Below are 20779 nucleotides of genomic sequence, written 5' to 3'. Positions count from 1 at the left end.
GGTGGTATATCTCATTTTTGGCTATAAATCTTTTGAACTCAAAATTTATCAATATTGGTAAAAATTGAGATAACAGAAAGTGTTATAATGGACAGAAAATTAACCTATGAAGAATGGTAGAAGCAAGCAAGGATATGCTCAGATATTTTGAGGAGCTTGAAAGGAATGCGGAAGAAATTTACAAAATCGCCAGAGAAGCTCGGAGCATGAGATTTGACCCCGTACCCGATGTTGAAATTCCCCGTGCTAAAGACCTTGCTGCAAGGGTCGAAGAATTAACAGGAGTTAAGGGTATAGCGGATGAAATCAGAGAGCTCAGCAAGAGCCATGATAGGGGTATGGTCTCGCTCTTGATGGCAAAGAGGATAGCAAAGAAATTTGATAGAAAGGATGAAGCGTTGGATAAGGCGATAAGAGTTGGACTTGCAATTCTAACAGAAGGTATATTAGTCGCACCGCTTGAAGGTATTGCAAATGTAAAGATAAAGAAAAATGATGATGGCACGGACTATGTGTCCATATACTATGCTGGTCCGATTAGGGGGGCGGGAGGTACTGCTCAGGCGTTGAGCGTACTTATTGCGGATGTTGTAAGAAGAGAGCTTGAGATAGGAAGGTATAAACCTACAGAAGCGGAGATTGAAAGGTACAAAGAAGAAATCCAATTATACGATAGAATTCATCATTTACAGTACAGGCCTACAAATGAAGAGATTGAGCTCGTTGTGAATAATTGTCCAGTTTGCATTGATGGTGAAGGTACCGAAAAGGTTGAGGTTAGCGGTTATAGGAATCTCCCAAGAATAGATACAAATAGGGTTAGAGGCGGTATGTGTCTAGTTCTTGCAGAGGGTTTATTGCAGAAAACAAAGAAGATAAAAGCGTATGTTGATATGCTGAAAATAGACGGCTGGGATTGGATAAAAAAATTGATTCCGGAAGTGAAAGAGGACAAGTTTGAATTAAAGCCCCTCAAAAAATTTATGAAGGATGTTATAGCAGGAAGGCCCATATTCTCGTATCCAATGGCTCCTGGAGGTTTTCGCCTTAGGTATGGAAGATGCCGTGCAGGAGGCTTAGCCACGCTAAGTGTAAATCCTGCCACGATGTATATATTGAATAAATTCATAGCAATAGGCACTCAGCTCAAAGTTGAGAGGCCCGGTAAGGCAGGAGGTATGACTTCTTGCGATAGCATAGAGGGTCCTATAGTTCTTTTAAAGAATGGAGATTTGATACAAATCAACGAGCTTGAAAAAGCTAGGGAGTATTACGATTCCGTTGTTGAAATTGTGGATGTTGGTGAGATGCTTATTCCCTACGGAGAGTTCTTGGAGAATAATCATCCTTTAATTCCTGGAGCATATGCTGTAGAATGGTGGGAACAGGAAGCGGAGAGGGTTGGATTTCATGGGGAAATCAAGAATAGTTTCGAAGCTTTTCAAATATCTGAAGAGTATTCCGTTCCACTGCATCCAGACTACAATTTGTTCTGGCATGATTTGAGTTTAGAAGAATTGAGAAAATTATCTGAATTTTTAGAGAATCACTCTTTTTGGAAAGATGAAAAATTGTATGTGGAGAAAAATTGGGAGATAAAAGAAATATTGAAAAAATTAGGTGCATTGCACCTTGAGCGTGAGTATTACATTCTTGACAGATACGCTTATCCCCTTTTGAGAGGAGTTGGTTTAGATTTGAAAGATGGGAAAATTGTAAGAAGAAAAGAGATTAAAGAAGGAAATATAATGGATGTTGTTTCAGAATTGGCAGGGGTAAAGATAAGAGAGAGAGCACCTGTTAGAATCGGTGCAAGAATGGGCAGGCCTGAGAAGGCAGCGCCTAGAAAGATGAAACCTCCGATTCACTCTCTTTTCCCAATAGGAGATGCAGGAGGTAATAGAAGACTTATAACCGAAGCAATAAATAAAAAAATCATTCCAATTGAGATAGGCATAAGAAAATGTCCAAAATGCGGAGAGAAAACGATACTGCCCTTCTGCCCAAAATGCGGAGCACCCACACAATTCATGGAGAAGGTAGTTGTAAAAAAAGTGGATATATCTGATCTATTCGCGAGGGCACAGGAATATCTTGGTGAGAATGTGGATTGGGATGTCAAGGGAGTAAAGAAGATGATGTCTCAAGAGCACATACCTGAAAGGTTAGAGAAGGGGATTCTTAGGGCTAAAAACGGAGTTTATGTTTTCAAAGATGGTACTGCAAGATTCGATATGAGCGATATAGCAATAACCCATTTTAGGCCTAAGGAAATAGGGCTAAGTGTTGAAAAAGCAAGAAAATTGGGATACACGAAAGATTATCTTGGCCACGATCTTAAAGATGGGGAGCAACTCTGCGAGTTAAAGGTTCAAGATATAATAATTCCAAAGAGTGCTGCCGATTACCTTATAAAAATTGCAAATTATGTTGATGACTTGCTTGAGAAATTTTACAAGATGAAACGCTTCTACAATGTGAAAAAGAGAGAAGACCTGATAGGACATCTTGTAATTGGATTAGCACCACACACATCTGCAGGTATACTTGGTAGAATTATTGGATTTTCAGATGCCAATGTTGGCTTTGCGCATCCATTTTTCCATGCTGCAAAGCGCCGCAATTGTGATGGAGATGAGGACTCAATAATGCTCCTTCTTGAAGGTCTTTTGGATTTCTCTCGCAAGTTTCTTCCCTCAACTCGCGGAGGGTTGATGGATGCACCCTTAGTTCTGACTACTAGGATCACTCCCACAGAGATAGACAAAGAGGCCTTGCATGTGGATGTTATGGAGAGGTATCCTTTAGAGTTCTACGAAGCAACTTTAAAGTATGCAAAACCAGATGAAGTTGCAGATATTATGGATTTTGTGAAGAAGAGAATTGAAACTCCAAGGCAATATGAGGGTTTTAAATTCACCCACGATACAAGGGACATAAATGTGGGTGTTTTGACCTCTGCCTATAAGGTTCTTGGTAGTATGCAAGAAAAACTTGATAGCCAGTTGCAATTGGCAAGGAAGATAAGGGCTGTTGATGAGCATGACATGGCTGCAAGGATAATTGCGCATCATTTCATCCCCGATATAATGGGTAACTTGAAAAAATTCGGCACACAGGGATTTAGATGCACAAAATGCGGAGCTAAATACAGGAGAGTACCTTTGAACAATGTGTGCCCAAAATGTGGAGGTAATGTAATTCTCACTGTTTCGGAGGGCTCTGTGAAAAAGTATTTAGATAAAGCACTGAACCTTGCAGAAGAGTATGATGTGCCTCTGTATGTGAAGCAGAGAGTTCTCGCTCTCAAAGAATCTGTGGATTCTCTTTTTGCAGAGGAAGAGGAAAAAAATAAAATAACCCTTGAGTCTTTTCTTGCCGTATGATTGCAAATTTGTTCGTGGTTGGTCCTGCGGGAAGTGGAAAAAGTACATTCACTGCTGCTTTTAGAGAGTGGATGATAAAAAACGAGTATGATACGGTAGTGGTTAATCTTGATCCCGGTGCAGAAATCTTGCCCTATACTCCTGATGTTGATATACGAGATATAGTTGACTTAAATTCAATTATGAACGAATACGGTTTAGGACCCAATGGTGCTCAAATTGTGGCGGCTGATATGATTGCCAATTTTGTAGAGGAGCTGAAGAGCGAAGTGGATAATTACGAGGCAGATTACATAATATACGATACTGCAGGCCAAATTGAATTATTCGCATTCAGAGCCGCTAGCAAGTTCATAGTTGATTATCTTGGAGGAGATAGAAGCATGCTCGCATTTCTATTTGATCCATCATTGGCTAAGACTCCCTCTGGATTCGTATCTCTTTTAATTTTATCCTCTTCAGTTTATTTTAGATTTTACATCCCATTCATAAACATACTCTCCAAGGTTGATATCGTAGAAGACAATGACCTCTACAACATTGCTGAATGGAGTAAGAACTGGAATTCTCTTTACGATGCTCTGATAACAGAGAATCCAAGCATGCGTAAGGAACTGAGCATTGAATTATTCAAAGCCCTTGAAAATATAGATGCTTTTCGCACTTTAATTCCAACATCCGCACGAATGCTCTACGGGTATGAGGATGTTTATACTGCTCTTCAATTGACATTTGCAGGTGGGGAAGATATAGAGAAAAGATGATTAAAGGAGCTCTCTTGCCTTAATTAACGATATTAATTCTACTCCTTCTTTTTCCAGATTCTCTTTACCTCCTTCTTCTCTATCAACAACGCATATTACCCTATTTACCGTGAGTCCAGCACTGCGTAAAATTTTTATAGCACGCAAGACAGAGCCACCTGTTGTCACAACATCTTCAATTATATCAACCTCTTGCCCCTCTTTATAATCTCCTTCAATTAACTTGGAAGTCCCATATCCCTTTTTCTCTTTTCTTATTATTAGGTAATCCCTCTTTGCCTTAATAGCCGTTATTGCAACAAGAGGCACAGCTCCAAGCTCTACCCCAGCTAACATATCTCCTTTTACTTTCTCTGCAAGCATATTTCCCATTAGCTCCAATATTTCGTATTTTGTGCTTGCCTTCTTTATGTCCACATAGTACTTACTTTTCTTTCCAGATGCTAGGGTGAAATCTCCAAATTTTATGGCTCCGCATTCAATAAGTTTTTCTTTAAGCATAGGGAGTAATGAAAATAAGAGATTAAAATTTCTCGCATAAAGGTTAAATAGAAAAGAATAATCAATGCAATTATGAAAGAGATAAAGGCCCATGTCTTCTTTTCTGGCCGCGTGCAGGGTGTATTCTTCAGAGCATTTACAAGGGATAACGCTCTCAAGCTCGGGGTGCGTGGCTGGGTAAGAAACCTTCCCGATGGTAGGGTTGAGGCGGTGTTTGAAGGCCCTGAGGATAAAGTGGAGAAGTTGATTTATCTATGCAGGTACAAGCACCCCCATGCCCGCGTAGATGATATTGAAATTGAGTATGGTGAGCCAGAAGGATACAAGGATTTCAGGGTGAGGTACTGATGATTACGCTCACAACTGATTTTGGATACAAGGACCATTATGTAGGTGTGATGAAAGGAGTGATATTGAAGATAAATCCCCATGCAAAAATAGTTGATATAACACATAATGTGGAGAGGCATAGCATAAGGCATGCTGCGTATGTGCTAAATGCCATTTTGCCCTATTTTCCTCCAGCGGTTCATGTTTTTGTGGTTGATCCGGGAGTGGGAACTGAGAGAAAGGGCATAGCGGCGAAGATTGAAAATTCTTGGTATGTTGGTCCAGATAATGGAATATTAACTTATGTTGCTCATAAAGTTTCTGAGGTTTACGAACTTCAAATTGAGCCTGAGAGCACCACATTTCATGGCAGGGATGTATTTGCTCCTGCCGCTGCATACATTGATATGGGCAATTTTGAAATTTTAAAAAAGACGGAGAATTTTGAGATTTTTGAGTATAGAAAGGCGGCGAGGAATGAAAATAGGATAAATTGCGAGGTAATTCACATAGATCACTTTGGAAATGTAATTACTAATGTGCCAAAGGAAATGGTTAAAGATGCCAAAGGAATTGAAGTAATAGGAAAAACTGTGAGATTTTTACCATCTTACGGCCATGCTAAAAAGGGTGAATTAATCGCTTTGGTAAACAGCGAGAATTTTCTGGAATTTGCTGTTAATCAGGGAGATGCTTCAAAGAGGTTAGCATTGGAAGTTGGAGATAAGATGGAAATCATAGTTCAGCAGTGAATTGACTCCAAAACTTTGTTAAAATCTGATGCGAATATGGGTGGATATGCGTAAGCAATTATTATTGATTCAAATTTTTCTTGACAGAAATATGCGCCTATATCCAATTTTATCACTTTTGGTCTCAATGGTGCATAGAATGTATAGTTAAGGTATACATCGTAATCATCCATAACGATTGTATGGTTCTTAATATCCACACTTTTCTCTCCCCTGTAAACCAAATCTATATTCACATTATACCTTTTTTTAATTTCTTTTTCAGCAATGCCCTCTATGTGCCTTAATGATTTACTATAAGTTTTCTGGGGTATGTATGGAGTTCTGATAGTGGCGATAACTACTATGGCAGGATTTAGAGAACCTTTTACATACACTTTATAGAGACCATTTGGAAGAGAGCTTATGTTCTTTGTTTCAACATCCACATAACCCCTATGCTCTATGTAAGCGGGAGTAACAGGATATGAGAAAAATGCGATGTAAATGGCGAAAACAAGGAGGTATGAGAATATCCCGGCAACTATTTTCTTTTTATTCATAATACCACCTGAAAGAGGATTAAAATTGTAGCAATTGCTAAAAGCGCTATACCTTTAATTAACTTTCCTCTTTTCTTACTCCTTCCATAACTATGAAAGCCACCAATTGCAGCGATTCCCATAGAGCCAGGGAATACCAAGAATCCCGGAAATCCAGAGGGTATGAAAAATACTGCGAGAAGCGTGTACAATCCTCCAATTATCGTATAAGTGCCATCTAGCCTATCTCCATCCTTGGCTATGAATGTGCCATATCCGATAAGTGGTAAGGAGGCAGATGCTAAAATTAATTGAGCTGCGGTTATCATTCCATACCCTCAAGAGATTCAGCAGTTTTATTAAAAATCATTGATTCTCTCTCATAATCCTTGCTTTTCTCATAGTATCTTGCTGCCTTTGCTTTATATTCGCTCATCTTTTTTACATACTCTGCCTGTTTATCTCTCAATGCACTTATTTTTGAGTTCAAAGCCGATATTCTAGTTTGTAACTTTGCAATTTTAGCTCTTAAGCTTTCTCTCTTCTTGGATAAGTTGAATTCCTCGAAAAACATGAAAAAAGAAGAATAAAAATAAGGAAGGATTAGACATAGAGATCATAGGCAAGAACTTTGAAGAGCAGGAGTTTAGAAGCACCAGAGAAAGAATGGGAAAATATGTAATCTCCAACAACTCTTTTGAAAGAGTGGAAGACTGATTCAATTACATTTCTATGCGAGTACTTCTTTTTCCAGTCAGGTGATTTGCTCTTTTCTAACAATCTCCTTCGCAATCCTCTTCTTGCTTTATTACGGATTGCTATGTATGGAGTTCCTCCTTTATTCAGAACAAATCGTATGTTACGTAGAGAATCATAGCCCTTATCTGCATACACTTCTTTTACTCTCTCTTCCTCCAAAAGAGGAATGAGGTACGGTGAATCGTTAGTGTGCCATTTTGTAACTATTGCATTGGTAATGAGCTTCCTCTCAATATCCACAGCAGCATGCAATTTCAATCCTTCTCTTATTTTTCCTACTTCTCCGATTCGCTGTGTGTAGTAGTATGAACGGTAATAAATTTGAATACCTGTGGAATCCACTGCAAATTTATTGGGTATTCCCATTATTTTCACTATTTCTCTAAGCACAATGCGAATCCATCGTTCTGGTATTCTTCTCAACTCTCTTGAAATTGTGCTTTTATGGGGGATTTTCTTCAATCTCATTACCCTCTTTATCTTTCTCATTTCTCGCACAATCTGGAGCATTCTTTCTATACTTCCCACATACTGTGTCAGCACTATCAGCATCATGTGCTGGTGCAGAGTGTAATCTTTCCTAGAGTACTTGCTCCAGTAAAGAGGAATATTTGCTCTCTTTAGAGCTTTCATCCCCATTTTCACAACCTTGTACAGGTCTAATTTCCTGCTCATCCTTTATTTATATCCCCTATTTTATTTTTATGTGGGGTTGCAACTCACCCCTCTTCTTCAATGATTCTGCATTCTTCAACTCCATTTGATAATCTTCAATCCTCCTTTTTAACTCTTTAATCTTCTGCTTTATTTCATGCTCTTTATCTTTGTATTTCGCCTTATATGCCTGATATTTTGCCACTTTTTCCATCTCTTCTTTATATTTCCTATGATAAAACGCAGCTTTCTTTTCAAACTCTGCAGCCTTCTTTCTCAATTTTGAAGCTTCTTTATATCTTTCCATTTTTTCCTCCTCTCTAACAGCTTCAATATGGTTCTGAGCATCAAGCTCTTTATAAGATGAAACCTCTTCATGCTCCTCCTCAAACAGTTTTGGCATCTCGTAAGGCTTGGGAGCACTCTTTTTCTTTCCCCTCTTATTCATTACAAGCACCAAAATGATATGCCTTGAAAGGTAAATAAAATTTTCGGGAAGTATTAATAAAATGAAAAACATGCTCGTTTATGGCAGTTTGTCCCCTTGATTACAGATACGGCAGAGATGAAGTTAAAAAAATATTTTCCGAGGAATCCAAGCTCCGTTATATGCTTCTCGTGGAATACACGCTTATGAAAGCACATGCCCATTTTGGAAATATACCTGAATATTGTGTAAAAGCGGCAAAGGAGGCAATGGACAAGGTTGAACTGGAGAGAGTTAAAAATATTGAGAAGGAGATAAAGCATGATGTTATGGCAATAGTTAAGGCATATGCAGAAAAATGTGGAGAATGTGGCAAGTATGTACATCTTGGAGCCACAAGCAATGACATAATAGATACTACTACTGCTCTACAGTTAAAAGATTTGTTCAGGTACATAGAGAGAGATTTTGAACTATTGGAGAATGCACTCGCAGAATTGGCCGCAAAGTATAAAAACACAGTTATGCTTGGAAGAACTCATGGGCAGGCGGCAGTGCCAATAACATTTGGATTGAAAATGGCCGTGTTTTTGGCTGAGATTTTAAGACATCACGAAAGATTTGAAGAGTTAAAAAAGAGAGTACTCGTTGGAAAGATGATGGGTGCCGTGGGCACGGGGGCAGCTCTTGGAGATAGGGCATTGGAAATTCAAGAATTTGTTATGAATGAATTGGGAATAGGATATGAAGAGGCATCAACGCAGCTGGTGGGTAGGGATAGGTATGTTGAGCTTGTCTCATTCTTTTCCTCATTAGCCACCTCTCTTGAGAAATTTGCAACAGAGATGAGAAATTTGCAGAGAAGTGAGATAGGAGAGGTTATGGAAAAATTTGATGTGGAGAAGCAGGTGGGCTCTAGCACAATGGCTCAAAAGAGAAATCCAATCACGGCAGAGAACATATGCGGTTTAGCGAGGATAATAAGGGGATTTCTCACTCCCATGCACGAAAGCGCTATTCTCTGGCATGAGAGAGACCTAACAAACTCATCGGCAGAGAGATTTATCATTCCACATACTTCAATTCTAATTGACGACATAATGGTTAAAGCAGCCAATTTATTCAAGAATTTAGAGATAAATGAGGAAAGGATGCTTGAGAATATAAGAAACAATGAGGAGGTTATGGCAGAGGCAATAATAATTTTCCTTGTCAAAAATGGCTGGAGTAGGCAGGATGCCCATGAGAAACTCCGCCAGATTTCAATGCAGCCTGGAAAGTTCAGAGAAAATTTAATGAAAGATAATGAGCTTCGTCCTATCTTAGAAGGAAAAATAGAAGAGCTCCTAAACCCGAAAAATTACATTGGCTCTGCGGAGAAAATAGTGGATAATATACTTAAGAGAAAAAATAAAATGAGGGAAAATAATAAGGGTCTATGAAAGCTTTGATATTAGCGGGTGGCTTTGCAAGGAGATTGGCACCTATAACTGATTTCATAGCCAAGCCGTTATTGCCTGTGGGAGATAGATTGATCATTGATTGGATCGTGGATAATATAAAAAATGCAGGCATTGATGAAATCATTGTGTCCACAAACAGTTATTATGAAAGGCAGTTTAGATACTGGATTAAATGCAGAAATGATGATATATCTCTTTTAATAGAGCCAACGAGAAAAGAAGAAGAAAAATTTGGAGCCATAAAGGGTATAAAGTATGCTATGGATAAATATGGGCAGGATGATTATCTTATCGTGGCAGGAGACAACTATTTTGATTTCTCTCTATCACAATTTTTGAAATTTTATGAGGATAGAAAAAGTCCAATAGTGGCAGTTTATGATGTAGAGGATAAAGATAAGGCGAGAAGATATGGGGTTGTAAGCGTAGACAACCAAGGAAAGATAACAAAATTCGTAGAAAAGCCTGAGAACCCAGAATCAACTCTAATTGCAACCGCCTGCTACGCGCTTCCTAAAAAGGTATATGGGCTGCTAAAAGAGTACTTGGATAATAAGAACAATCCAGATAGCCCCGGGTACTTTATTTCTTGGCTAATAACTAAAATTCCAGTGTATGCTTTTTCATTTAAAGGCACTTGGCTCGATATTGGAAACTTAGATGAGTATCGTAGGGCTTTCAACATGTTTTGATTATCAAATTCTTTACCAACTTTTTTACCATGTTAATCATCCATAACACATGCAATGCTGCATGGAATATGTTCTAAAAAAAGGATATAAATTCAAATGTGTATAGTTTTCATTACCCGCAAAAGAAGTATGTCAGAAGAGGGTGAGGTAATGAAAGTTATAAAAAGGGATGGTAGGATAGTGGACTTTAGCGAAGATAAGATATTTCAAGCGATAATGAAAGCAATGAATTCTATAGGGGGCTACGGCGAAGAGGATGCACAGAGAGTAACACGGAAGGTTGTAGAAAAAATAAAGGAGAGTAGGGTGGAAAGAATCACGGTTGAGAAGATACAGGACATTGTAGAAGAGACCCTTATGCTTGAGGGCTACATCAATGTAGCAAAATCATATATTTTGTATAGGGAAGAGAGGAGAAAGATAAGGCAGGCAAAGAAGGTTATAGGCGTTCAAGATGATCTCAAATTAACTGTGAATGCAATAAAAGTGCTTGAAGCAAGATACTTGCTTAAAGATGAAAATGGTAATGTTATTGAAACCCCAAGACAGATGTTTGAGAGAACTGCTAGATATCTTGCCCTTGTTGATATATTCTATGAGGATGATATTTACGATAAAGAGGGTAAACAGAAAGAGAGAAAGATAGATGTAGAGGAGAAACCTGAATTTCTGAGTATATGGGAGTTCAACATGCTCAAGAGAGCATTTACATATTTCTCAAAAGAGGGCTATATGAAGGTTGATTTTTCATATGTGCTAGATTCTTTAAAATCAAAATGGGATAAAATAGAGAGAGTGAAAAATAAATTTGCAGAAGTGATGCTCCATAGGAAATATGTGCCAAACTCCCCAACATTGATGAATGCGAACACAAAATTAGGTCAGCTAAGTGCGTGCTTTGTTTTGCCGGTACCGGATAGCATAGAGGGCATATTCAATGCGGTGAAGTATGCGGCGATGATACACAAGAGTGGAGGAGGCACAGGATTCTCCTTCTCACGCTTGAGGCCGAAGGGAGATATAGTGGCTAGCACTATGGGAGTGGCCTCGGGGCCACTATCTTTCATGCGTGTGTTCGATGTAGCCACAGATGTGATAAAGCAGGGGGGAAAGAGAAGGGGAGCGAATATGGGGGTGCTAAGTGTGCACCATCCGGACATACTGGAGTTCATCACCTCCAAGGATTCTGAGAATAAAGTGCTTAGCAATTTCAACATAAGCGTGGCGGTGACGGACGAGTTTATGGATGCGTTGCTCAGAGATGATTACTATCCACTTCGCAATCCCAGAAATGGGGAGGAAGTGAAGAGAATCAAAGCAAGGCAAGTTTGGGACCTGATAATAACGCAGGCGTGGAAGACAGGAGACCCGGGAGTGATATTCATAGATGAGGTGAATAGAAAACATCCTGTAAAGCATCTGGGAGAGATAGAAAGCACGAATCCCTGCGGAGAGCAGCCCTTATTGCCATACGAGTCCTGCAATCTCGGCAGCATAAATCTATCGCTCTTCGTCGAGAACGGAAAGATAAAATGGGATGATTTAAGGGATACTGTTCACACAGCAGTGCATTTTATGGATAATGTAATTGATGCAAACAATTATCCCCTACCTCAAGTGGCTGAGATGACGAGAAGATCAAGGAAGATAGGTCTCGGAGTTATGGGCTGGGCGGAGATGCTGATAAAGTTGGGCATACCGTACGATAGTGAAGAGGCAGTAGAGCTTGCGGAGAAGGTAATGAAGTTCATAAATGAGGAATCGCACAGGGCGAGTATGAAACTTGCGGAGAAGAGAGGAGTGTTCCCGGCGTGGGAGGGTAGTGAGTGGTGGAAGAAGGGAATGAAGATAAGAAATGCAACCACTACCACGATAGCACCTACAGGCACGATAAGCATAATTGCAGGCACTTCTTCCAGCATTGAACCCCTGTTCGCCATTGCATTTATTCGTAGAGTACTGGATGGACAAGAGTTATTAGAGGTAAATCCGCTCTTTGAAGAAATTATGAAGAGGGAAGGATTATACTCTGAGGAGCTTATGCATAAAGTGGCAGAAACTGGAAGTGTGCAGCATATTGACGATGTGCCTGAAAATATAAAAAGGTTGTTTAGAACAGCTCACGATATAGATCCAGTGTGGCATGTACGGATGCAAGCAGCATTTCAAAAATATGTGGATAATGCAGTTAGCAAGACTGTGAATTTAAGGCATGATGCATCAATATCCGATGTAGAAGATACATACATATTAGCTTGGAAACTAAAATGTAAGGGCATAACAATTTACAGAGATGGTAGCAAGAATGTACAGGTCATCTATAAGGGTACAAAGACAACAAAGCAAGAAATCAAAGAGGAGAAGAAGAAAGAATCTTCAGCAAATGCTTTGATTGATCTAACCTTTAATGTGAAAGTTGAGGAAAAGTATCTAAAAGTAGATAGTACATTTGATCCAGCTTGCCCAACAGGTAAATGCGATCAATGATATTTTATTCTCCCACTCTTTTTATTCCTACAAAGTACATTGGTACTATGAATGTCAAGAATACGAAAAAGAATGGTGGATATATATCGTTTCTCCATATGGATATGCTCTCGGTTAGTATGTAAATTATCATAAATGCATAGCTAAATGAGGCAAATTTCTTTATTTCATAATGTGAAGCTTTGTAAAATGCCAAGAATAATGAAGTAAATATAAGTAAACTCCAGGCAAAATCTAGCCAAGGGTCTGGGTATAAATACCATGCTACAATAAATAAAATTGCCAGGATAGATATTATAATTATAGAGGCTCTCCATTTTTCCCCCGAGAGTTTTGTAGCTAAAAATATGAGTAGAGATCCTGATATAATGGTTAAAAATAGTACCCACATATCCGCGTTATAATTTACAGAATATCCAGCCATTTGAATATACTTTGCAATGAGCAAGATTGCGGTAGTTATGTATAACAGAATTTTCTTCATCAGGGTGGGAATGGAAAATCTAAATATAAACTTTATTAAAAAATAAACGAAATATTTAGAAGAAACTTTTCCTGAACAATCTTTCTCCTTCCATAGCTTTGTATGTGGCAAGCTTGGTGGCATCTTCAATGAAGAACCAAATTAGGCAGTATATCCACACGAATCCTGCCATCCATAATGGTATAGCTCCTGCGAGACCAAATCCAAATATTGCAATTATTGTAGCAATCGCTTTTGTTCCTACAGCACTCCAAAGTAGGCCATTTCCGGGTCTTATGCTCCACAGAGGTCCTCTTGTCCTTGTTACGAATATAGTGAGATGTCCAGCCACTGCCAGTTTAAGGAAAATTAGTGTTTGTAATATGGCAGGAGTCTTTGTTGGAGATAACCCAAAGTAGTTTATAGCTATCCATAGCATTAAGAATGTTTCAATTACACCCATTGTTCCAAGTACTGTGGATACTGTTAAAATCTTATGTAACTCCCATTTACTAGGCTTTTTATCAATTTTAACATTGTCGTATGCAATAGTGAGAATTGGTATGTCGTTTAGAAGTGCTAATAGTATGATTAACACAGGAGTAATTGGATAGAAATTATAAACCAAAAGTGCTGCGGTTATGAAAAACAGAACCCTGATTGTTTCTGTTATGCGATATATAACATAACTGTACATCCTTTTGAATATTTTCCTAGATTCTACTATTGCATCTTTTATAACGGATATACCCTCCTTCAATAATGCTATGCCTGCAGCTGCGCGAGCCGCATCGGTAGCTCCAGCAACTGCTATACCCACATCCGCTTTTTTTAGGGCAGGAGCATCATTTACTCCATCCCCGGTCATTGCTACAGTATGGCCATTTTTTTGGAGAGTTTCGACTATGGTAAATTTATGTTCTGGAAATACTTGGGCAAAACCATCTGCTTCTTCTATAAACTCAACTCTTTTTGAATGATGAGCAGCTTTCAAAACATCGTAAGGATATATCCTTTTTCCTATCCCGAGTTTTTGTGCAATTTCATGGGCTATTGCCAGATGATCTCCTGTTATCATCTTTACTCTTATTCCATTTTCTTTCAGGAATTTTATCGTTTCAGCTGCATCAGGTCTAGGTGGGTCAAATAGGGGTATTAATCCAACAAGCTCCCAAGTTTCTCCCTTTTTAAATGCCACTGCTATCATTCTATATCCATGCTCTGCATTTCTATTCACTATCTCAGCAACTTTTTTCTTTGTATCTTCATTAGCTTTAGTAAGCTCAAGGATCACTTGGGGTGCTCCTTTAGCCACTTCATATTTTTCTCCATCTTTCTCCACTACAGCCTCGGTTCTCTTTATCACAGGATCAAATGGGGTAAATTTTATTTGCTTGAATTTAGAATACTCGCCCTCAATTTTCATATCTTTCAATGCCCTGAGTACTGCAAGGTCAATTGGATCCTTGTTTTCTTCTATAGATGCTAGGGCTCCGTATAAAATCACATCTTCTTTCTTATGCTTTCCTAAAGGTACTACATCCCCCACAGTTAATCTATTAAGTGTCAATGTTCCGGTTTTATCGGCACATAAAGTATCTACGCCTGCCAATTCTTCTATAGCAACTAATTTTGTCACTATAGCTTGCCTTTTTGCTAAATCGTAGGCACCTATGGCCATTGTTACTGAAAGTACTGCTGGTAATGCCGCGGGAATAGCAGCTACTACGAGAACGAGTGAGAATCTCGTGAGTTCAAGAGGATCCATGCCCCTATGAAGCTCGACTATTGTAACTACGAGCACTAAGAATATGGTTAGTAGAATCAAATAATTTCCAATTTTTGTGACTAGCTTTTGATACTTACTAGTTGTTTTTGCCAGTTGTACTAATTGTACAGTTTTACCAAAGTAGGTGTGTAATCCTGTGGCTACAACCACTCCTGTCATCTCACCTCTTTTAACATTAGATCCTGAGTATATTATTTCTCCCTTCCTCTTTGTTACTGCTAGGGATTCTCCAGTAAGCACTGATTCATCAACATTTACATATTCGCCATCTAATAACTTTATATCTGCTGGAACAATATCACCCATCCTTATTCTTACGATGTCTCCAGGCACAAGCTCTCTTGCAGGAATGGTAATCCATTTTCCATCTCTCAAAACCCTTGCCTTCAGAGACAATTTGTTTTTTAGGAATTCTATTATATTTTGTGCTTTGCTCTCTTGCCAAAACCCTATAATTCCATTCACTAAAAGAAGAGAGATTATTATCCAGAAATCTGCCCAATGGTGTATCAAAGCGCTAAGTATTGCGGCAGTTTCAATCATCCAAGGTATCGGGCCCCAGAAGTATGAAAGAAACTTTATCACGGGGTTTACTTTTTTCTCTGGAATCTCGTTGTATCCGTATTTATCTAATCTTTTCTTAGCTTCCTCAGTAGTAAGCCCGTTCCTTGATGTCTGCAGTTCTCTAAAAGTATCTTCAATTGTCATTGATTTGAAATCTTTGGAATCCATGATAATCACCAGATAGGGTAATATAATGATTATATTTATTTTATTTGATTTTTTAATGCTTGTGAGCAAAAAATATATGTTTGCATCCCTTTCTTCATCTATGGGCATTCTAAGAGATAAAAGCAAGATAACAGAGATGATGATACTCCTTTCCATATTAAAGGGAAATAAAAAATTGAAAGAGATTGCTTCAGATGTAGGTATAACTATCCAAGGAGTATCTGAGTACTCGAAGCTCCTTGAATCTTCAGGGTTTTTGAAGAATGGGAAAATTACTCCAGCAGGTATGGAATTTTTATACGCATCTTTAAAGGACATTGGAGATTTTGTGCATGAGGCAAATAAAATTATTGGAAAAATAAAAATTACAGAAGCCATAGCGGGTGAAGATATTAAAGAGGGAGATAAAGTAGGGCTGTTTATGGAAAATGGGTATATATACACCTACAGGAAAGAATCAAGTTCTATGGGTATTGCCTCCATGGATGCAAAGAAAGGTGAAGATTTGGGAGTTAAGAATTTAAGAGGAATAATGAACATAAATTATGGAGATATCAAGGTTTATGTTATGCCGCAAATCTCTGATGGGGGAAGCAGGAAGGTAAATAAAGAGAAGATAAAAGAGTTGATAAAAAAAGAAAATAGAAAAATTGGAGTATGCGGGGTAGTGGCGTATATTACAATAAAAGACATAGCAAAAATTGATTTTGAATTTGCAGCGGTGAACTCTGCAATAAACGCAGCTTATCGTGGTATATCTACCATACTTTTTGTGTCCCATGAGATGCTTCCATATACCCTGAAAATATTGGAAGATAGCGATGTAAGATATGAAGTTAGTAGTGTTATGGACATTCAATAACTAGTATATCTCACATCTAACTCAGGAATGGTAACCTCAGAGCCTTCATCCACATATCCTATCACTTTTGCATCTCTTATCTCATTTTTTATCTCTTTTTCGCAATCTTCAGAAGCGATTATTGCAAAGCCCATGCCCATGTTGAAAGTTTTGTACATCTCCTCATAATCTACCTTGGCTGCATTCATAATTAATTCAAAGATTTTCTGCGGATTTAACGGCTCTTCAATAATATACCTCATTCTTTTCAATCTCAAAATATTCTTTAATCCTCCGCCAGTTATATGGGCTAATCCATGGGGCTTGCAAGATTTGAGAAGGGAAAGAATCTCTTTAACATATATTCTTGTGGGCTTTAACAATTCCTCGCCTATTTTATGGCCCTCAAACTCATCATCCATTTTTAAAACTTTACGAGCCAAGGTTAGCCCGTTAGAGTGCACCCCACTGCTGGGTATTCCGTATATCAAATCTCCTTTTTTTATCTTATTTCCCGTAATTATATCTCCTTTCTTAACAATTCCAATGCTTGTGCCTGATAAATCTATTCCATTGATTATTTCAGGTAGAGTTGCAGTTTCGCCTCCAATTATTTCTACATTTGCAAGTTCTGCCCCCTTATTTAATCCCTTTCCAATTTGCTCTGCCATATTCATATCGTAATGGTCAATTGCAAGATAATCTACAAAGGCAATTGGTTCTGCGCCTATGCAGATTGTATCGTTTACATTCATTGCTATGCAGTCAATCCCAATAGTGTCCCATTTCTTCATCTCATTTGCAATCAATACTTTAGAGCCCACACCATCGGTGTTAATGGCAATATAATAATCTCCAAATTCAACAATACCCGTGAAATGCTTTCCGATGTTGAGAGACATACCTCTTTTAAATTTTAACTGCGAAAGTAACTTCTTTATGAATTCACCTTCTCTATCAATGTCCACTCCCGCATCTTTGTATTTCATAGGAGGCAAAATGTTTGAAAACTTAAAGTTTTTGTGCAAACTTTTATTATTTCTCTCACCCTTCCTTATCTATGGAAATAGTATTTGGTCCCGTACCATCTCGCAGACTTGGAAGAAGCTTAGGTGTGAATAACATACCTTACAAGGTCTGCACCTATGCCTGTGTGTATTGTCAAATTGGAAATACTTTAAAAATGCAGGTTGAAAGGCAAAAATTTTACGAGCCAAGCAGAATATTTGAAGAAGTGGAGAGAAGAGTAGAGGATATAGAAAAAGAGAACATAAAATTGGACTACATAACCTTCGTGCCTGATGGAGAGCCAACCCTGGATTTGAATTTAGAAAAAGAGGTTAGATTGCTTCGCTCCTTGGGCTATCCCATTGCAATTATAACCAATTCATCTTTGATTTATGATCAGGATGTTCGCAACGCTCTTTTGAATTTTGATTATGTGTCTTTGAAGATTGATGCTATAACCGAAGAAATGTGGAAAAGAGTAAACAAGCCCCACAAAGAGCTAAAATTAAGCAAGATTCTTGGTGGAATGCTTGAATTTAAAGATGATTATGATGGGAAAGTTGTTACAGAGACCATGCTAGTAGGTGGCCTGGATTATGATGGGGAGCTTGAAAAAATGGCAGAATTTCTGTCAGATTTGAATCCTGACATTGCCTATATTGCCATACCCACAAGACCTCCGGCGGAAAGATGGGTCACCCAGCCAAATGAAGAGCTTGTTGCAAAAGCATACGAGATTTTCAGCGAGAAATTGAATAGGGTGGAATATTTAATTGGCTATGAGGGAAATGAATTTGTGAGCTTGGAGAATGTCAGAGAAGATATACTGAAAATAACAGCAGTGCACCCAATGAGGGAAGAAGCGATATTAGAGCTGCTGAAAAAAGGAGATGCCTCTGAGGGATTAATGGAGGATATGTTGAATAAAAATGAGCTTAAAAAAGTTGAATATCAAGGGCATGTTTATTATTTGAGGAATTTCAGAAAGCCGCAGTTAGGTAAAAATACTTAAATATTATATGCCTATTTGCCCACTAATCTGGTGATCAGAATGAAGATGCCAAGGAAAGTTAAGATGTATTGTCCTTATTGTAAGAAGCATACGATTCATGTGGTTGAGAAAGTTAAGAAAAAGAAGGCAAGCGAGCTTAAAGCAGGACAGCGCAGATTTCGCCGTGTAACTGCTGGCTATGGTGGATTTCCAAGGCCCACTTACGAAGGTAGGGAGAAGCCCACAAAGCGTCTCAATTTGCGTTTCAGGTGCACAGAATGCAATAGAGCACATACTTCTCCAATGATTCGCGCAAAGAAATTTGAGCTTGTGGAGGTGAAATAATGGTTAAGGTCAAGGAAGATAAGGTATTTGTCAAAGTCAAGTGTCCTGATTGTGGTCACGAGCAAATCATATATTCAAAGGCAAGCATTGTCGTAAAATGTCAAATTTGCGGAGCTACACTTGCTATTCCAACTGGAGGTAAGGCGGATATTAAGGGCGCGATAATAGAGGTGTATAAGTGAAAAAAGGATATCCAGAGACGGGGGAATTCGTGATTGCCACGGTTAAAACCGTTAAGCCCTACGGGGCATTTGTGACTTTAGATGAGTACGAAGGCAAGGAAGGTTTTATTCACATTAGTGAGATTGCTACTGGCTGGATAAAGTATATAAGGGACCATGTTAGAGAGGGGCAAAAAGTTGTCTGTAAAGTTCTCCGTGTGGATCCTTCCAGAGGTCATATAGATTTGAGCTTAAAACGAGTAAATGAGCATCAACGCAGAGATAAAATTCAGGAATGGAAGAACGAGAAGAAGGCAGAAAAATTATTTGAAATCGTGGCTCAAAGATTGGGGAAGGATGTTGGAGAGTGTTATGAGGAGTTTGGCTATGATTTGATAGAGCATTTTGGCACATTGTTTGCAGCCTTTGAAGAATCGGCAATTAATGAAGAGGTTTTGAAAGACGAAGGATTTGAGGGCGATTGGATAGATACTTTTGTACAGGTGGCAAAGGAGAATATAGTGCCACCCTATGTACGCATCTCTGGTTATCTCGAATTGACAACCACGGCACCTGATGGGATTGAGCATATAAAGAAAGTTTTGCAAGATATTGAAGAAGAGGATATCGTTGTGACATACATGGGTGCCCCGAGGTACAGAATAAATGTCAGAGCTGAGGATTACAAAACAGCCGAAGAGCTCTTGCAGAACGCGGCTAATAAAGCACTTGAAGAATTCAAGGAGCTTGGTGGAGAAGGGGAATATCATAGAAGGTTGTGAAAATGCACACGCTCATAAGAAGATGTCCTAAATGTGGAGCTTATACTTTGAGAGAGTTATGTCCAAAATGTGGAGAAAAAACTCTAGAAGTTTTACCTCCGCGATTTTCTCCTGAAGATAGATATGGAAAGTATAGAAGAATGCTTAAAAAAGAGGTGGAAAAATATGGAGCCAATAATAGTTAAGTATATTGAAAAGCCTGAATTAAATGATCCCGTATTAATTGAGGGCCTTCCCGGAGTGGGGAATGTTGGAAAAATTTCGGCTGAGTATTTGAAAGATAAATTAAATGCGAAACTCTTTGTAGAGATTTATTCTAAATACCTCCCTCCGCAGGTTCTTATGAGAGGTGATGGTACTCTCTATCTTGTAAAGAACGAGCTTTACTATTACAAGAATCCAAATGGAAGGGACTTGATAATATTGGTGGGTGATTATCAGGGTATGAACTCTGAGGGGCAGTACGAGTTATCATACAAAGTTTTGGAAATAGTTAAAGAGTTTGGCACTAAGCTAATATTCACCTTAGGTGGTTATGGCACGGGAAACCTTGTTGAGGATCCCAGAGTATTTGGAGCAGCTACTGATAAAGATATGGTTGAAGAGTTGAAAGATTACGGAGTGTATTTTTCTCCAACAGATCCATCAGGAGGTATAGTGGGTGCTGCGGGATTGCTCCTTGGCCTAGGTTCCGTCGTCTTTGACATGCGTGGGGCGTGCCTTATGGGAGAAACATCCGGCTATTTCTCAGATCCGAAAAGCGCTTTAAATGTGCTTAAAATTGTTGACAAATACTTCAATTTAAATATTGATCTTGCAGACATAGAACTGAGATCTAAAGAAATAACGGAGATAACCTCACAGATAAAAGAGGAGCAGAAGCAAGAGGAAAAGCATGAGGACCTCGGGTATATAGGATGAGGAAAATTTT

Annotated in this window: 23 protein-coding genes; 14 read left to right on the top strand and 9 right to left on the bottom strand. The window is 38.7% G+C overall.

Going from position 1 to position 20779, the window contains the following annotated elements; translation table 11 throughout:
- Nucleotides 1-113 precede the first annotated feature (113 nt).
- Nucleotides 114-3386: a DNA polymerase II large subunit gene (locus ABOO_RS05920; protein WP_008085741.1), complete on the top strand. Its 3273-nt coding sequence runs from the start codon at nt 114-116 to the stop codon at nt 3384-3386.
- Nucleotides 3383-4150: an ATP/GTP-binding protein gene (locus ABOO_RS05915; protein WP_008085706.1), complete on the top strand. Its 768-nt coding sequence runs from the start codon at nt 3383-3385 to the stop codon at nt 4148-4150. Before ABOO_RS05920 ends, ABOO_RS05915 begins: the two co-directional genes overlap by 4 nt.
- Here the strand turns inward: ABOO_RS05915 and pyrE are convergent, their stop codons facing one another.
- Nucleotides 4151-4651, bottom strand: coding sequence for an orotate phosphoribosyltransferase (gene pyrE, locus ABOO_RS05910; protein WP_012997355.1), 501 nt, complete (start codon nt 4649-4651; stop codon nt 4151-4153).
- Between the two features lie 72 nt (nt 4652-4723).
- On the opposite strand from pyrE, the gene ABOO_RS05905 reads away from it, so the two are divergent.
- A complete protein-coding gene (locus tag ABOO_RS05905; RefSeq protein WP_008085581.1) occupies nt 4724-4999 on the top strand; it encodes an acylphosphatase in 276 nt (91 codons plus the stop codon).
- Nucleotides 4999-5733 (top strand): SAM hydrolase/SAM-dependent halogenase family protein, encoded by a 735-nt coding sequence (locus ABOO_RS05900; protein WP_008085675.1) that lies wholly within the window; start codon nt 4999-5001, stop codon nt 5731-5733. Before ABOO_RS05905 ends, ABOO_RS05900 begins: the two co-directional genes overlap by 1 nt.
- On the opposite strand, the gene ABOO_RS05895 is transcribed toward ABOO_RS05900, so the two are convergent.
- The 5 genes from ABOO_RS05895 to ABOO_RS05875 are packed head-to-tail and all read right to left on the bottom strand — an operon-like array spanning nt 5724 to nt 8115.
- A complete protein-coding gene (locus tag ABOO_RS05895; protein WP_012997354.1) occupies nt 5724-6275 on the bottom strand; it encodes a hypothetical protein in 552 nt (183 codons plus the stop codon). The genes ABOO_RS05900 and ABOO_RS05895 overlap by 10 nt on opposite strands.
- Entirely contained in the window at nt 6272-6583 is a 312-nt protein-coding gene (locus ABOO_RS05890) for a hypothetical protein (RefSeq protein ID WP_008085653.1), read from the bottom strand. Before ABOO_RS05890 ends, ABOO_RS05895 begins: the two co-directional genes overlap by 4 nt.
- Entirely contained in the window at nt 6580-6828 is a 249-nt protein-coding gene (locus tag ABOO_RS05885) for a hypothetical protein (RefSeq protein ID WP_008085671.1), read from the bottom strand. The genes ABOO_RS05890 and ABOO_RS05885 overlap by 4 nt, the downstream gene beginning before the upstream one ends.
- A 29-nt stretch (nt 6829-6857) precedes the next feature.
- Nucleotides 6858-7688, bottom strand: a complete 831-nt coding sequence (locus ABOO_RS05880; RefSeq protein WP_008082531.1) for a transposase — start codon at nt 7686-7688, stop codon at nt 6858-6860.
- A 16-nt stretch (nt 7689-7704) separates the two neighbouring features.
- Nucleotides 7705-8115, bottom strand: a complete 411-nt coding sequence (locus ABOO_RS05875) for a hypothetical protein (RefSeq protein WP_394294952.1) — start codon at nt 8113-8115, stop codon at nt 7705-7707.
- An 80-nt stretch (nt 8116-8195) separates the two neighbouring features.
- Here ABOO_RS05875 and purB point away from each other — a divergent pair, with 80 nt between their 5' ends.
- From purB to ABOO_RS05860, 3 genes are all read left to right on the top strand, one after another.
- Complete coding sequence (purB, locus tag ABOO_RS05870; RefSeq protein WP_008085629.1) at nt 8196-9536, top strand: adenylosuccinate lyase; 1341 nt, start codon at nt 8196-8198, stop codon at nt 9534-9536.
- Complete coding sequence (locus ABOO_RS05865) at nt 9533-10249, top strand: nucleotidyltransferase family protein (RefSeq protein ID WP_008085619.1); 717 nt, start codon at nt 9533-9535, stop codon at nt 10247-10249. Before purB ends, ABOO_RS05865 begins: the two co-directional genes overlap by 4 nt.
- Before the next feature lie 150 nt (nt 10250-10399).
- Nucleotides 10400-12736, top strand: coding sequence for an adenosylcobalamin-dependent ribonucleoside-diphosphate reductase (locus ABOO_RS05860; protein WP_148222009.1), 2337 nt, complete (start codon nt 10400-10402; stop codon nt 12734-12736).
- 4 nt (nt 12737-12740) lie between these two features.
- Here ABOO_RS05860 and ABOO_RS05855 read toward each other — a convergent pair whose 3' ends face one another.
- Nucleotides 12741-13220 (bottom strand): hypothetical protein, encoded by a 480-nt coding sequence (locus ABOO_RS05855; protein ID WP_012997351.1) that lies wholly within the window; start codon nt 13218-13220, stop codon nt 12741-12743.
- Between the two features lie 55 nt (nt 13221-13275).
- Nucleotides 13276-15720, bottom strand: coding sequence for a plasma-membrane proton-efflux P-type ATPase (locus ABOO_RS05850; protein WP_008085723.1), 2445 nt, complete (start codon nt 15718-15720; stop codon nt 13276-13278).
- Nucleotides 15721-15820: 100 nt separating this feature from the next.
- On the opposite strand from ABOO_RS05850, the gene ABOO_RS05845 reads away from it, so the two are divergent.
- Complete coding sequence (locus ABOO_RS05845) at nt 15821-16582, top strand: DUF7839 domain-containing protein (protein ID WP_241209824.1); 762 nt, start codon at nt 15821-15823, stop codon at nt 16580-16582.
- Here ABOO_RS05845 and purM read toward each other — a convergent pair.
- Nucleotides 16576-17550: a phosphoribosylformylglycinamidine cyclo-ligase gene (gene purM / locus ABOO_RS05840; protein ID WP_008085659.1), complete on the bottom strand. Its 975-nt coding sequence runs from the start codon at nt 17548-17550 to the stop codon at nt 16576-16578. The two genes, ABOO_RS05845 and purM, sit on opposite strands and share 7 nt — an antisense overlap.
- A gap of 71 nt (nt 17551-17621) precedes the next feature.
- Here purM and ABOO_RS05835 point away from each other — a divergent pair, with 71 nt between their 5' ends.
- From ABOO_RS05835 to ABOO_RS05810, 6 genes are read left to right on the top strand one after another with little or no spacing between them, the layout of a single operon-like run.
- The gene (locus ABOO_RS05835; protein ID WP_008085747.1) at nt 17622-18581 is read left to right on the top strand and encodes a radical SAM protein; all 960 of its coding nucleotides are present in this window, start codon (nt 17622-17624) and stop codon (nt 18579-18581) included.
- Between the two features lie 39 nt (nt 18582-18620).
- The gene (locus tag ABOO_RS05830) at nt 18621-18905 is read left to right on the top strand and encodes a 50S ribosomal protein L44e (RefSeq protein ID WP_012997349.1); all 285 of its coding nucleotides are present in this window, start codon (nt 18621-18623) and stop codon (nt 18903-18905) included.
- A complete protein-coding gene (locus ABOO_RS05825; protein WP_008085695.1) occupies nt 18905-19087 on the top strand; it encodes a 30S ribosomal protein S27e in 183 nt (60 codons plus the stop codon). Before ABOO_RS05830 ends, ABOO_RS05825 begins: the two co-directional genes overlap by 1 nt.
- A complete protein-coding gene (locus ABOO_RS05820; protein WP_008085623.1) occupies nt 19084-19848 on the top strand; it encodes a translation initiation factor IF-2 subunit alpha in 765 nt (254 codons plus the stop codon). The genes ABOO_RS05825 and ABOO_RS05820 overlap by 4 nt, the downstream gene beginning before the upstream one ends.
- 2 nt (nt 19849-19850) lie before the next feature.
- A complete protein-coding gene (locus tag ABOO_RS05815) occupies nt 19851-20033 on the top strand; it encodes an RNA-protein complex protein Nop10 (RefSeq protein ID WP_008085648.1) in 183 nt (60 codons plus the stop codon).
- Nucleotides 20014-20769: a proteasome assembly chaperone family protein gene (locus ABOO_RS05810; protein ID WP_008085746.1), complete on the top strand. Its 756-nt coding sequence runs from the start codon at nt 20014-20016 to the stop codon at nt 20767-20769. The genes ABOO_RS05815 and ABOO_RS05810 overlap by 20 nt, the downstream gene beginning before the upstream one ends.
- Nucleotides 20770-20779 lie beyond the last annotated feature (10 nt).

Source organism: Aciduliprofundum boonei T469, from assembly GCF_000025665.1.
Classification (GTDB): Archaea; Thermoplasmatota; Thermoplasmata; order Thermoplasmatales; family Aciduliprofundaceae; genus Aciduliprofundum; species Aciduliprofundum boonei.
This window is presented reverse-complemented; position numbering and strand designations above follow the sequence as displayed.